Annotated in this window: 11 protein-coding genes and 2 pseudogenes; 11 read left to right on the top strand and 2 right to left on the bottom strand. The window is 42.7% G+C overall.

The window, feature by feature from the left end; all coding sequences use genetic code 11:
* Positions 1–41: 41 nt before the first annotated feature.
* Both A0128_RS22085 and A0128_RS09745 read right to left on the bottom strand, forming a co-directional pair.
* The gene (locus A0128_RS22085; protein ID WP_156781811.1) at positions 42–467 is read right to left on the bottom strand and encodes a hypothetical protein; all 426 of its coding nucleotides are present in this window, start codon (positions 465–467) and stop codon (positions 42–44) included.
* A gap of 182 nt (positions 468–649) precedes the next feature.
* Positions 650–1,498, bottom strand: coding sequence for a flagellin N-terminal helical domain-containing protein (locus A0128_RS09745; RefSeq protein ID WP_002176528.1), 849 nt, complete (start codon positions 1,496–1,498; stop codon positions 650–652).
* 355 nt (positions 1,499–1,853) lie between these two features.
* On the opposite strand from A0128_RS09745, the gene ispH reads away from it, so the two are divergent.
* The 11 genes and pseudogenes from ispH (at position 1,854) to A0128_RS09695 (ending at position 14,407) form a co-directional block, all read left to right on the top strand.
* Positions 1,854–2,792, top strand: a complete 939-nt coding sequence (gene ispH, locus A0128_RS09740) for a 4-hydroxy-3-methylbut-2-enyl diphosphate reductase (protein WP_069607332.1) — start codon at positions 1,854–1,856, stop codon at positions 2,790–2,792.
* A gap of 189 nt (positions 2,793–2,981) precedes the next feature.
* The gene (locus tag A0128_RS09735; protein WP_069609228.1) at positions 2,982–5,228 is read left to right on the top strand and encodes a PAS domain-containing sensor histidine kinase; all 2,247 of its coding nucleotides are present in this window, start codon (positions 2,982–2,984) and stop codon (positions 5,226–5,228) included.
* A complete protein-coding gene (locus A0128_RS09730; RefSeq protein ID WP_069607331.1) occupies positions 5,191–6,453 on the top strand; it encodes a response regulator in 1,263 nt (420 codons plus the stop codon). Before A0128_RS09735 ends, A0128_RS09730 begins: the two co-directional genes overlap by 38 nt.
* 10 nt (positions 6,454–6,463) lie before the next feature.
* On the top strand, positions 6,464–6,826 hold the full coding sequence (locus tag A0128_RS09725) for a response regulator (RefSeq protein WP_069607330.1): 363 nt from the start codon (positions 6,464–6,466) through the stop codon (positions 6,824–6,826).
* Between the two features lie 9 nt (positions 6,827–6,835).
* Positions 6,836–7,228 carry an STAS domain-containing protein gene (locus A0128_RS09720; RefSeq protein ID WP_069607329.1) on the top strand — a complete coding sequence of 131 codons (393 nt, stop codon included), beginning with the start codon at positions 6,836–6,838 and terminating at the stop codon, positions 7,226–7,228.
* A gap of 2 nt (positions 7,229–7,230) precedes the next feature.
* Positions 7,231–7,615, top strand: a pseudogene (locus A0128_RS22550) (Hpt domain-containing protein); the annotation flags it as partial.
* 77 nt (positions 7,616–7,692) lie between these two features.
* Positions 7,693–9,363: pseudogene (locus tag A0128_RS09715) on the top strand (chemotaxis protein CheA); the annotation flags it as partial.
* Between the two features lie 34 nt (positions 9,364–9,397).
* Positions 9,398–12,340, top strand: a complete 2,943-nt coding sequence (locus A0128_RS09710; RefSeq protein ID WP_069607327.1) for a methyl-accepting chemotaxis protein — start codon at positions 9,398–9,400, stop codon at positions 12,338–12,340.
* A 14-nt stretch (positions 12,341–12,354) separates the two neighbouring features.
* Positions 12,355–12,870: a chemotaxis protein CheW gene (locus tag A0128_RS09705; protein ID WP_069607326.1), complete on the top strand. Its 516-nt coding sequence runs from the start codon at positions 12,355–12,357 to the stop codon at positions 12,868–12,870.
* On the top strand, positions 12,867–13,370 hold the full coding sequence (locus A0128_RS09700) for a chemotaxis protein CheD (protein WP_069607325.1): 504 nt from the start codon (positions 12,867–12,869) through the stop codon (positions 13,368–13,370). Before A0128_RS09705 ends, A0128_RS09700 begins: the two co-directional genes overlap by 4 nt.
* The gene (locus tag A0128_RS09695) at positions 13,367–14,407 is read left to right on the top strand and encodes a protein-glutamate methylesterase/protein-glutamine glutaminase (RefSeq protein WP_069607324.1); all 1,041 of its coding nucleotides are present in this window, start codon (positions 13,367–13,369) and stop codon (positions 14,405–14,407) included. Before A0128_RS09700 ends, A0128_RS09695 begins: the two co-directional genes overlap by 4 nt.
* The last annotated feature ends 25 nt before the right edge of the window (positions 14,408–14,432 follow it).

Raw genomic sequence — 14,432 nt, 5'->3', positions numbered from 1 at the left:
GTTCCTCCTAATTTTTTAAAAAAGAAGAAGAATGAGTCGGATTAAATTAGAAAAACTTGAAGTAAGGAGATTGGATTTTTGAGATCGGAAAGAGAGGCACTATGACGACGGTCCGAATCGATATTTTGGCCCCTAGGATTTAGAATCGAATCCGGAGGCAGTAAAAACAAAACAAGAATCACATGAGTTGCAAAGAAGTTCTGAGTTTCAAATCGAAACTCAATGGAAGAATCCGCCTTTACAACTTCGGAAGAACAACAAGGTGCGGAAGAATCGGAAGAAGTCGAGTTCGAAGATTCTTTATGACAAGGAGGAGTAGAATCTGCAGATACGGTACCGATCAAATTCGAAATACCGATCGGACAGACTCCGGAAAGATTCATCCAAGAGGCGCAGAGAAGATTAAACGCAATTCCAAAAAGGAAAAGCCCCCCACTCCATTTACGAATCGTTTCCATCTTGTCCATTGGACTCGAGGAACTCAAGAAAGGAAAGAAAAAAAGCCCGGAGATTCTTATCGAACACCCGGGCTTCAGAGTCGTACGGCGATTTATAACGGGAATTATAAATCCATTTTAGATATCGTTCTTTTCCGGCGATTGCTTAACGCTTCCGACTGAAATTAGAGTCTTTCAGCCGGAAGAAACGGTTACTTCAGTAACTGGAGAACCGTTTGCGGTTTCATATTGGCCTGAGCCAGCATTGCGGTAGCAGCCTGAGTCAGGATCTGATAACGCGTGAAGCTGGTCATTTGCTCAGCCATATCGGTGTCACGGATTCTGGATTCCGCAGCCTGGATGTTCTCATAAGCGTTCATGAGACCCTTAGCGGCGTGTTCCAGACGGTTGTAATACGCACCTAAGTCCGCTCTCTGTTTAGAGATGGAACGAAGCGCATCGTCAGCCAATCCGATCACTGAGTTAGCCTTGCCGGCAGTAGAAAGAGAAATAAACGTTAAAACGGTCGGGTTTCTAAGACCCAATGCCGCCGTATTCATCGTTTCAATGTAAACTCTTTCTCTCTGGTGCATGTTTGCACCCATGTGAAACCACATACTCGCAGTCGGATTCAACCTTGCAAAAGCTCCCGTAAGGAGTTTCATTTTGTTGAATTCGGCTTGAGAAGCGATCCGGTCGATCTCATCGACCAACTGGGAAACTTCCACTTGGATCTGTTGTCTGTCTTCTTCGGTATAAATACCGTTAGCAGCCTGAACAGCCAATACGCGGATTCTTTGAACGATCTCATGAGTTTCCTGGAGATATCCTTCAGTAGTCTGGATTAGAGACATACCATCTTCAGTGTTCATTTCCGCTCTTCTGAGGCCCAGAATCTGGGTTCTCATTTTTTCGGACACTGCAAGACCGGAAGCGTCGTCACCTGCACGGTTGATTCTCATTCCGGAGGACAACTTCTCGATGTCCTTACCCATGTTTTCGCTATTGAACTTCAATGTTCTGTGTGCGAAAATGGCACTGATATTATGGTTGATAATCATTCGGTTCCTCCTTGAATCCGATTCCCTAACTTAGGGGGTAATGATTTTTCAAAGGTCTTCCTTGACCTTTTCAAAGAATCAATCGACCCTTCTGAGAAATCCGATAACGGTCTTTTTTATAAGATTCTAAGATAAAAATCTCTTCCTCATTAAACCTACTATGTCCCCGCGCCAATAGAAAGGCGTTCGCCGAGTTAGCGTGGGTCCGTCGAGCGACTGTAGAAGCGAGACGCCCTGAGTTCAGAGAGCGTTTCATCTCTTCCTTCTTTGCAGTGGAAAAACGAGATGTGAGAGGATATTTTTTGATTCTTTGCTCGCTGGCGGTTTCGAAGAATGGTAATCGAACGGAGTTATCATGTTAGAAAAGATCTATTTAGCCAACCCCAGAGGATTTTGCGCCGGTGTAAAGTATGCGATTTCTTACGTGGAACAGGTTCAGGCGAACGCGGCGGAGCAAATCTACGTTCGTAAAGAGATCGTTCACAATCGAAGAGTTGTGGAAGACATGAAAAAAAGAGGAATTTTATTTATCAACGAACTCGAAGAAGCTCCGGACGGAGCCACAGTCGTATTCTCCGCTCATGGGGTCTCGCCTTCGGTCGTCGAAGCCGCAAAAAATCGAGGTATGAAGATCGGAGACGCAACCTGTCCGCTTGTAACTCGGGTTCATCGTAAGGCGAGAAGAATCAAGGACACACATCAGATCATCTATATCGGACACGAGGGACACGACGAAGCGATCGGGACGATGGGAGAAGCGGAAATGTTTCTTGTAGAATCCGCCGAGGACGTGATTCAACTCAAAGAAAAAATCGATCCTAAAAAACCGCTCACTTATTTGATGCAAACGACTTTGTCAGTTGCGGACACAAGAAACGTAGTCGATCAAATCGCAAAAACTTTTCCCTTTGTGGAACATCCGGCAAAGGATGATATTTGTTATGCGACTACGGAAAGACAGGAAGCAGTTTCCGAAATGATGGAAAAAATTGACGCGATGCTCGTAATCGGAGCGGATAATAGTTCGAATTCTTTGCGGCTTTTACAACTCGCTCAGAAATCCAAACCGCACTCCTTTAAGGTGACCGGGGCTGACGATCTTTCAAAAGAGTATATTCAAAATAATGAAATTACCATTTTAGGCCTGACCGCGGGTGCGTCCACACCTCAGGTCCTCGTTGACGAAATAATTTCTAAATTAAAAACATTCTATCCAAACGCAGTCGTGGATTTGTTTCCCGGATCCAGAGAAGACTCGATGAATTTTAAACTTCCTACCAACTTGCTCGCCTAAGGAATCAAATCCGTAGGTGACATAGAAAATTTATTTCCTCCTTTATCAAAATGCATTCCTTGAGGGGTGCATTTTGTATACAATGGGAACTTCTAATTTAAGTATTTTTTACTTCTTTAATATTCCATCTTAGAATCTGAAAAAAGAAAAGTATTGATCTTTTTATAACTTTAGAGATGTTTGCGGGCCGTGGAACGCGATCCGAAAAATTTTGAGCTTTCGCAGGAACTTTATGAAATTCTGGTTAACCAGATTTCAGATTCGATCCTTGTTACGGATTCTCTTTTGGATTTTCCCGGTCCTAAAATCATTTTTGCAAATCCAGCTTTTTGTAAAATGACCGGATATTCTTTACAAGAGCTAATCGGTGAAACTCCTCGTATCCTGCAAGGACCGCTGACCAATCGAAAGCTGATGGGAGATCTCAAACGGGCTCTCCGATCGGGAAACGATTTTTCGGGAGAAACGATCAACTACAAAAAGGATGGGAGTTCCTACAACGTAGAGTGGCATATATCGGCGATTCGAGACGCAAACGGAGACATACTCTATTATATATCGATCCAAAGGGACATTACCGAAAGGGTCAGAAAAGGAGAATTTGCAACGAGGCGTCTTCGTTTGGAGATGGGAATTACCGCGGCCACGCAGATTCTTCTCTCTACGTCCACGGAACTAAAAATTCTAAAATATGCGATGGAACAGTTTTTGGTCTTTGTCGATTCGGAAAGACTTTATCTTTTTAGAAACACGGAAAGCCAGGACGAGGCCGAACTCTTTTTAGAAGTAGTCGATCCTTCCATAGAATCCACCAAAACTCCTCTTACAAAACTCATCTCCTATGCAAAAAATCACGCGCGTTGGAAAAAAATATTTTCCACGGGCGGCTATATACAAGGTACGATTCGAGACTTTCCCGAGTTGGAAATAAGTTTTTTTGATCAAAGACAGATCCAATCCATCACTTTGATTCCTCTTTTTGTATCCAACGAATGGTTCGGTTTTGCGGGATTCGAAAATTTTAAAACTACACAAGTGGTGAAAGAGGAAATTTTTACGATTCGGACCTTTATCGATCTGATAAGCGTATTCTTGGAAAGAAAAAATATATTAGAAGAATTAAAAATCCACAGGGAAAGATTAGAAGTTCTCGTCCAAGAAAGGACCGAAGAGTTGATTTTGCAAAAAGAAAAAGCCGAAAAAGCAAGCAGGACTAAGTCCGAATTTTTAGCAAACATGAGTCATGAATTGAGAACTCCCTTAAATTCCATCATCGGCTTTTCGAGACTGATGCAATTGCCCGATGAAATGGAAAAAGAAAACAAATACAAAGACTTAATCTTTCATTCCGGAGTTCATCTTCTCAATATCATCAACGATATTTTAGACGTATCTAGAATCGAAGCCGGAAAATTATTTTTGAATCGTTCCGAGTTTGATCTTAAGAACCTGATCTCTACTTCAATTGAAATCATTCTGGGGGAAGCGATTACCAAAAGAATAACGATCTCTTTCGAAGTTCTATCGGACTCGGACTCGGACTCGGACTCGGACTCGGACTCGGACGAGTATGAAATGAACGGAGATCCGAAACGGATTCGACAAGTTCTCTTAAATCTCATTGGAAATTCGATCAAGTTTACACGACCTCCGGGAGAAGTTTTTGTAAGTCTTAGAAAAACGGATTCGGAATATGAGATTATCGTAAAGGACACCGGGATCGGTATCGCCGACGTTGAACTTCCGAAAATTTTCGATACCTTCTATCAAATCAAAGGTGAAAATCAAGGTGAGTTTGAAGGAAGTGGTCTGGGTCTTCCCATTGTAAAAAAGATCATCGACGCTCACGAAGGCTCTATAACCGCCGAGAGCCGTTTAGGAATCGGAACGACCTTCTCCATTCTTCTTCCTATTGTTCTCCAGAAAAAAGACATAGTGCTTTCCGAAGACGCGGGTCCCAATGCGAATATTCAACCGACCGAAAATCTGGAAGTGGATTATCCCGCTGGAATTAAGTCTTCTTTGATCTTCATTGCGATTCGAGAAAGGATTTTCGACTCCGCGATCGAACGTTACTTCACAATGAATTCTCAAAAGTTCGTTTCGTTGCGTTCTCCGGAAGATTTTTCCACAATTCCTCAAAAAAGCCTCGATTATCACAAAATTTTACTATATGATACACACCTCCTCTTGGAGGACATCGGGATCGTGAAGGTTTTGAGAACTTGGTTATTGGAAGAACCAAAAAACAGGGTGCTCGTACTTTTGGACACTGCGGATATACCGCTTCCGTTTCTGGAAGACCTGCTTCCGTTCTTTCCGGACTACACGATTCAAAATCCTTTCTCCCTTGAAAAATTGAAATTGATATTACTTGAAATTCAGAAGGAGCGAACATTTGGAAACCGAGTTGAAAAAGAAGACGTCACTTCATAGTATTCCGAACGATCCCGTTCTGATCATTGAAGATAAGCAGGAAAACAGTATTCTCCTGGAAAGTCTTTGCGACGAGATCGGCGTCAAACACGAGTTAGCCGTTAATGGCGCGGAAGCTCTGAAGATGATCGAAAATCAAAAGTATTCCCTTTTTATTTTGGATCTTATGATGCCGGTGATGGACGGGGCTTCCTTTCTGATAAAGCTCAAAGAAACTCAACCAAACGCAGTTGTTTTGGTTCAAACCGCGATCGATCGTTCCGAAAAAATCATAGAGATTATGAAACTCGGAGTTTTCGATTATATTCTAAAGCCGATTTACCCCGACGTCTTTCTCCGAACTCTTCAGAAAGCTCTAAACTACTGTCATCTAAAAAGAATGGAAGAAAATTTGGCCGAGATTGAAAGTCAAAAACTTCGAAGTCAATTGGAATGGCTTACATACAAGGAAACGATTCGTAAGTCCGATAGCGAATCCTTTGAAAAAACTTCGATCTATAGTCTAAAAACTTCCCTTTCTCAAGGAAGTGGAATCGGAGCGATGACAAGTCTTTTGGATATGGTGGATTCCGTTAAGATTCCCGACGGGGATCAATACAAGGTAGATAAGGAAATTTTAGATCTCCTTCTTACCAACAATCGAATTACTAAAAATATGCTTTTGGGTTTGGAAAAACTTTTAAATCTGATCGATAAAGAATTGGATCCTTCCATAATTTCTACGAACGCGGTCTTGGATCAGATCAAAGAGCTTCCGGATCAATTAAAAACGTTTCTTCTTTCAAAAAGAATCACCGTCAATCTCCCGATTTTTAAAAGAGAATATAAAATTAAAGTCAATCTTTCCTTTTTGAATCTGGCGTTGGAAGAACTCTTCCTCAACGCATACAAATATTCTTCCAATAACGCTCCAATTGAGATCTTCGCGAACATCAATCAAGGATACTTTTGTATCACGTTTAAAAACCGAGTGAACGAAAGACCCTATGGAGGAATTCCTGAAAAGTTCGAACAACTGGTTATTCAACCGTTTTTTAGAATTTATCCTCCGGTCGAAAACGTTTCTCATCTGGAAAAATTCGGTCTCGGATTAGGCCTCACCGCTGTGGATCATATCGTAAGAAAACACAGCGGGCTTTTCTTTATTCACAATGCGAACGATCACACTTCCGATGATATCAGTCTTTGCGTGCTCGCCGAAATATTTTTACCGTTAGTTCAATAAGGAGATTGGAATGAAACGAATTCTCATCGTAGACGATTCAGCCGTTTTTAGGAAAATTTTAAATCTACATCTCAGCAATTCCGAGTTTCAGATCGTAGAAGCCGTGGATGGAAAGGACGGATTGGATAAATTACAAAATGAGAAAGTGGATCTCATCGTCAGCGATATGAATATGCCGAACATGGACGGAATCACCTTTGTAAAGGAGATCAAAAAAGATCCCAAGAATAAATTCACTCCGATCATCATGTTGACCACGGAATCACAAGAAGAAGTCAAAACGGAAGGTCTCGCCGCAGGCGCTAGGGCTTGGCTTACAAAACCATTTTCACCAGAAGAACTCGTACAAACGATTCACAAACTTTTACCGTAATTAAAAGCCATGGCATTCCAATTTAAAAAAGAATCAGTGACCTTCCGATTGGATAACGCTCAAGTTTCGGGCTTGAAGATCTTTATTGAGGGCGAACTTACGATCTATGACGCAATGGAATTAAAAGAAACCTTCGACGGTCTTTTTAAAAATCCGAATTCGATTTTTGAAATCGATCTTTCCCGAATTTCAAAGTTGGATACTTCCTGTTTGCAGATTCTTTTGGCCCTTAAAAAGGAAGCGAGGAAACAAGAATTTACGATTCGTTTTATCAATCACAGTCACGCGGTTCTAAAACTTATCGATCTCTACGGTCTTACCGGTTTTTTAAGAGATAAGATCAAACTTCAAAAAGAAGACTTAAAAGAATTCTCCTTTCAATACGGAATGGGTAGGGATTAAAAATGGATTTATCCGAGGTTCGGGACACATTCATTTCGGAGTCTTTGGAACTCCTCTCCTCTATGGAATCGAATCTTCTTGTACTAGAGAAGGATCTTAAAAGTTCAGAAGACATCCATTCGGTTTTTCGAGCAATCCACACGATCAAGGGAACATCGGGGATGTTCGGATACGAACCGATCGAAAAATTCACACACGAAGTGGAAACTCTTCTGGATCGGATTCGTTCCGGTAAACAAAATCTCACGAAAGAAGGAATCGAATTTCTTTTCCTGGCTTGCGATCACATTCGAAATATGGTGGAGAACGTAAGCGATACTTTGGTTCTGGATTCCAAGGCTTCACGAAAACACGCGGAGCTTATCGTTCTTGCGAAAAAATTACTTTCCGAAGTTTCCTCGAGTCCTCTCTCCGAAACAAAAGATTCTTCTCAAAATCCCCAAACGGTTTCTAAGTCAGGAACACCTTCTCATTCCGCGAACTGGCAGATTACTCTCATTCCGAATCTTCATCTATTTGAATCGGGAATGGACACTTATACGTTTCTGAAATATCTTTCTCAATCGGGAAAGATCAAACACCTCTATATCTATCCGGAATCGATCCCGGAATGGTCGGGATTCAATCCGGAACATTCTTATCTTGGTTTTGAAATTTGTTATGAATCCCCTTCGAACGGAGAGGAAATTCATTCCACTCTCGAATTCTTAAAAGAAGGAAGTTATCTAAAGATTCTCCCTCCCCTTTGTGATCTCGAACTCTTTGATGAGAATTGCAAAAACTTTCCATTGGGAAAAGAAGCTTATCTGACCGCGCTTGAAATTCAAAAGGTGCTGAGTGCGACGGAAATTCAGACCCTAAGAGACGGCCTATTTACAACCGGTATAGAAACGGACCTTTCATCGGAAGTCTCTTCCACAAAAGAGAATGGAAAAGAATCCGAAGCCTTGAGAATGCAGACCAAAACCTTGAGAGTGGATTCTTCCAAGATCGATACACTGATCAGTCTTGTAGGAGAATTGATCACACAGGAAGCCAATCTCAGCAGAAAGATCATCGATTCCGAAGACACTCAGTTGATCGAAAGTTCGGAATCACTCTATCGACTCGTAAGTGAGATTCGGGAATTTGCGTTGAGTCTTCGTATGGTTCCGATCGCGGATCTTTTTGAAAAATACAAACGTGTAGTTCGAGATCTTTCCAAAGAACTGAATAAACAAGTTGAACTCGAGATTTTCGGAGGAGAAACCGAACTCGATCGTTCCGTGATTGAAAAGATCGCGGACCCGATCGTTCACATTCTTCGAAACGCTCTTGATCACGGAATCGAAACTTCGGAAGAAAGAATTCGAAAAGGAAAATCTCCCGCCGGAAAACTTCAAATCCAGGCAAGTCATGGAACGGGAAGTATTTTGATTTCGATCACAGACGACGGCAAGGGATTGGATGCGGAACGAATCGTAAACAAGGCGATCGCAAAGGGTCTGATAGGAAAAGATCAGATTCTTACGGAATCGGAAATCTATTCTCTCATTTATCAACCTGGCTTTTCCACTATGGAACAGGTTACCAATCTTTCGGGACGCGGTGTCGGAATGGACGTAGTTCTTAGAAACATAGAATCTCTAAGAGGCTCCGTGCAGATTCAATCCACAAAGGACAAAGGAAGTTCTTTTCTGATCCGTCTGCCCCTTACTCTCGCTATCATAGACGGATTTTTAGTCAAAGCTTCCGATTCCAACTTTATCGTTCCGATGCAGTTGGTGCGGGAAACCGTAGAATCCAGAGCGGATTTGGACGATTCGGCCTCAGGAACCATGAATCTAAGAAATGAACTGGTTCCGGTTCTTCATCTTTCCCGCTTTTTATCGATCCAGAAAGAAGAATTAGAAAAAGAGAATATAGTGATTTTAGAATATGAGGACAGAACCTTTGGAATTGTGGTTAACGAACTTCACGGAGAGGTTCAGTCCGTAATTCGCCCGATGGCGGAAATTTTTAAGAACGTGAAGTGTTTTAGCGGAACTTCGATTTTAGGAAGCGGAGAAATCGCTTTTATTTTGGACGTTCCGGGATTGTACAACCTGGTCAGAGATCAGGAGATTTTGAGAAGCAAGGAAGCTTCCATTCGGTAGAGAGTATTTTACTTTTTGAATTTGGAGAAATAAAATGTTTCGAAAAAGCTTAGGAATTTTCATTGGTCTGGCAATCGTGCTGAACGGTTTTTTATTTTTATCCGTTCAGAATTTTTATTCGCCAGCCTCGGAGACGACTACAACGAGCGAAAGTCTTTTGGGAATTCTTCCCACTCTAAACGAGTCGTTGCTCGGTACGGAAGAAGCGGTGGCCGAGTTTTCAATCCATTTTTCGGTTGGAAAGGATAAGGACGCATTAGTTTCCGATTTGGAAGAAGTCGAAGCGAGTTTGAAAAAGTTAAAAACCCTTTTATCCACTTCGAAACAATCCGAAGATCCAGAGGTTCGGAAGTTTGAAAAAAGTATAACCGTTCTCTTCTCTTCAACGAATGAATTTAAAGAAAAGATACTTACTTCCTCGGATCTAAAAAAAGAATTTCCGGATATTTCCAAAGCGGATTTTTATTCGGAGCTTTCTCAGTTTAGAAAGTCAAGAACCGCATTCTTAGCTCAATCGTTAAAAGATACCGAAGTGGCTTCTATGACGCAAACAAGCGGAAATAACTTTTTTACTATTATCTTGGGTTATTCTTCCATTTCGATTTTTCTTTTGGGACTTCTATTTTGGTTCAATCAAGCGGGTCACGGAATGGCGCAAAAGTTTGAACAAGAATATCTAAGAATGAGAACCGCCGTGGATAACGTTACCACGAATATAATGATGGCGGATTCCAACCTGAATATCGTCTACGTAAACAAAGCGATTCGTTCCATGTTTGGCGCCGTCGAATCGGATATTAGAAAACAACTCGGAAACTTTAATCTTGCAAATCTGCTGGGAACCAATATCGATTCCTTTCACAAAAATCCGGCGCATCAAAGAGGTTTGCTTGGTAGATTTACCGAAACCTTCCGTTCTTCGATCGAAATCGGAGGAAGACAATTTGATCTGATCGCAAATCCTATCATTGATGCAAAAGGAACGAGGCTTGGTTCGGTTGTGGAATGGGCCGATGTCACCGAACAAAACAAGATTCTCGCGCAGAGACAGATTGAAAACGAGGAGCTGACTCGGGTCAAGGTCGCTCTGGATAACGTCACAACCAACATCATGATGGCGGACGCAAACTTGAATATCGTCTATATGAACAAAGCGATTCGTTCTATGTTCAATCGGGCGGAGACTGATATCAAAAAACAATTGGGGAACTTCAATCTTGCGAATCTCCTCGGAACCAATATCGATTCTTTTCATAAAAATCCGGCGCACCAAAGAGGCCTGCTTGGCAAACTTACCGATGTATTTCGTTCTTCGATTTCGATCGGAGGAAGACAGTTTGATCTGATCGCGAATCCTATCGTGGATGAAAAAGGAAATCGCCTCGGTTCCGTCGTGGAATGGGCCGATGTCACCGAGCAGAATAAAATCGCGGCGCAACGAGAAATCGAAAATGAAGAATTGACTCGAGTTAAGGTCGCTCTGGACAGCACTACGACAAACGTCATGATCGCCGACAATGATTTCAATATTCGTTATATGAATAAGGCCGTTATTGAAATGTTCCAGAACGGGGAAAGTGATATTAAAAAACAATTTTCTCAGTTCAATTTAAAAACTCTGATCGGCTCGAGCATCGACACCTTTCATAAGAATCCGGCACATCAACGAGGGCTTTTGGGTAATTTCACCAACGTCCACCGGGCTTCTATCAAAATCGGAGTGAGATCTTTCAATCTGATTGCAAATCCGATCATCGACGCGAATGGAAAACGTTTGGGTTCCGTTGTGGAATGGTCCGACGTTACCAACGAACTCGTCGTCCAAGAAGAAGTCGAAAGAATTGTAACGGCGGCGACTAACGGTGATTTTGTGACTAGGATTTCCCTCGAGGCCAAAACCGGATTCTTCTTAAAACTCAGTCAGTCGATCAATCAACTTTTGGAAGTAAGCAATCGAGGTTTGAACGAGGTTGTGGACGCGCTGGAAAGAATTTCAGCCGGAAATCTCACCCAAAAAATCACGAACGAATATCACGGAACTTTCGGGAAATTGAAAGAATATTCCAATACCACGATGGACAAGTTAAACGAGATCATCGGTGATATCATCATCCGTTCTTCGAGTCTGGTTACCTCGGCAACTGAAGTTTCTTCTACGGCGAATTCTCTGAGTCAAGGCGCTTCGGAGCAAGCCGCGAGTGTGGAAGAAACCACCTCCTCTCTCGAACAGATGACGGCGTCGATCGATCAGAACGCGCAGAATTCCCGTCAAACGGAACAAATCTCTTCCAAGTCTTCTAAGGACGCCGAAGAAGGCGGAAGCTCCGTTGTTGAAACGGTTAAGGCCATGAAACAGATCGCGGAAAAGATCAGTATCATCGAAGACATCGCTTATCAGACGAATCTTCTCGCGTTGAACGCGGCGATTGAGGCTGCGAGAGCCGGAGATCACGGAAAAGGATTTGCGGTAGTGGCTTCCGAGGTTCGTAAACTTGCGGAAAGAAGTCAAAAATCGGCGAATGAGATCAGCAGTCTCGCAGGCAATAGCGTTGCGATCGCCGAAAAAGCGGGAGAATTGATTTCCCAAATTGTTCCATCCATTCGTAAGACCGCGGATTTGGTGCAAGAAATCACAGCGGCTAGCGACGAACAAGCCGCGGGAGTTTCCGAAATCAATAAGGCGATGGGGCAACTCGATCAGGTTTCTCAGCAGAACGCTTCCGCATCGGAAGAATTGGCCGCGATCTCGGAAGAAATGAATTCTCAAGCGGAACAACTCAGAGAATCGGTTTTGTTCTTTAAGATCGTAGACGGAGAAAATAAAAGATCGACTAACGGAGGATTGGCGCAGAGAACTCCTCCGACTCCGTCCATCGCAGCGCGTAAGACGGCTTTACCTGCCAAAAAAGACGTCTTAGCGAAACCAAAGTCGGATACAACGGGAATGTCTCCCGCCGATAAATTCGAGAAATACTGAACCGGAGTGAAAGTATGAGCACGATGGAGGACAATCAATTTCTGACCTTCTATCTGGGAGAGGAATGTTACGGAATTGGAATATTACATATCAAAGAGATTATTGAATATTCCGGTTTAACAAACGTTCCCTTGATGCCAGAATTCATTCCGGGGGTGATCAATCTGCGTGGAAACGTTGTGCCCGTTGTGGACCTCAAACACAAGTTTTTCAAACAGAAAATAGAACCGGATCGTAAAACCTGTGTAATCATCGTGGAACTTCACGCCACGAAAACCGGGGATAAAAAGGAAAAGACCGATTTAGGAATTCTCGTCGAATCCGTAAACGAAGTCGTTTCCATTTCCGGCTCCGAGATTGAACCGGCCCCTACTTTCGGTTCCAGGATTAAAGTGGACTTTATTCTTGGAATGGCTCGTCAGGAAGACGGATTTATCATCATCTTGAATACGGAAAAAATTCTGAATCTGGATGAGTTGACTTCTTTAGAAGAAAATCAAGACACAGAGGCGCTCGTAGAAAATACATGATGGAACCGGATATCGTTCGGGATTTATTTTTACAACCTGGGGGATTTTGTTGGGGGCAAAAAAATTTAAGAATCAGGACTTTACTTGGATCCTGTGTTTCTATTTGTTTTTGGAATCCGGTTCAGCTTTCGGGAGGAATGGCGCACGTGATGCTTCCCAATCGTCCGCCGGGAGAATCCGCTCTTGAGTTGAATGCAAAGTATGCGGACGACGCCATTCAATTATTTTTTGATAAGATTCAAAAGACCGGTGGGAGATACGGTCAATATCAAATCAAACTTTTCGGAGGAGCGTCTATGTTTTCTACGGAAGAAGAAAAACTTTTAGAAATCAAATCGGTCCGCGATATCGGGATGAAAAACATTCATTCCGTAAAAGAGATTCTTTCCAGAAATCATCTCCCTATCGCATCGGAAGATTTGGGAGGATTTTCTCATCGAAGAGTTTTCTTTTCTTTGTGGGATGGAGAAATTTATATCGAAAGGCCGAAAGATTCATGATTCAAGTTTTTATCATAGACGATTCGGCCGTTGTTCGGCAGGTTCTGACTCAAATTCTTACAAAAGATCCGGAGATAGAAATCATCGGATTTGCTTCCGACCCCATATTCGCTGCGGAAAAATTATCCACGATGTGGCCCGATGTTTTTATCCTAGACGTGGAAATGCCTCGGATGGACGGGATTTCTTTTTTAAAAAAGATCATGTCCGAAAGACCAACTCCGGTGATCATCTGTTCCTCGTTAGCTGAAAAGGAATCGGAGACGGCGATGCTCGCGATGAAACTCGGAGCGATCGATATTATAGAAAAGCCGAAATTGGGAGTAAAAAACTTCTTAGAAGAATCTGAAATCCTCTTCACAGATTCGATCAAAGCCGCGGCAAGGGCGAGAATGAAGTTTCATTCCGGGAAGGATTCTCTTTCCGCACTTTCCGATTCCAAACCTATCAAAGCCGATTTTTCAAAGATCAGCACAACGGATAAATTGATCGCCATTGGAACTTCGACCGGCGGAACACAAGCTCTCGAATTTATTCTTACAAAACTAAACGTTCACTGTCCGGGAATCGTAATCGTTCAACACATGCCCGAAAAATTTACGGAAGCATTTGCCAATCGATTGGATTCTATCTGTGAGATTCAAGTGAAGGAAGCAAAAGACGGAGATCCGGTAAAGGAAGGTTCGGCTTACATTGCTCCGGGGAATCGGCACATGGAAATCTATTTGAGCGGCGCCCAATTTCGTATACGAATCGTAGACGGGCCCTTGTTTAATCGGCACAGACCATCCGTCGATATTCTTTTTAATTCGGTGGCACAGGTCGCAGGTAGAAACGCAAAGGGAATCATTCTAACGGGAATGGGAAGCGACGGTGCGAACGGACTTTTTAAGATGAAACAACACGGGGCTTCTACAATCGCTCAGGACGAAGCGACTTGTGTAGTTTTTGGAATGCCAAAAGAAGCGATTCTTAGAGGCGCCGCGGACACGATTCTCCCACTTTCAAAGATCGTGGGAGAAGTTCAGCGTTTTTGAATATACAACGCGGATGATTTCCGCG

Source organism: Leptospira tipperaryensis, from assembly GCF_001729245.1.
In the GTDB taxonomy this organism is placed as follows: domain Bacteria; phylum Spirochaetota; class Leptospiria; order Leptospirales; family Leptospiraceae; genus Leptospira; species Leptospira tipperaryensis.
This window is presented reverse-complemented; position numbering and strand designations above follow the sequence as displayed.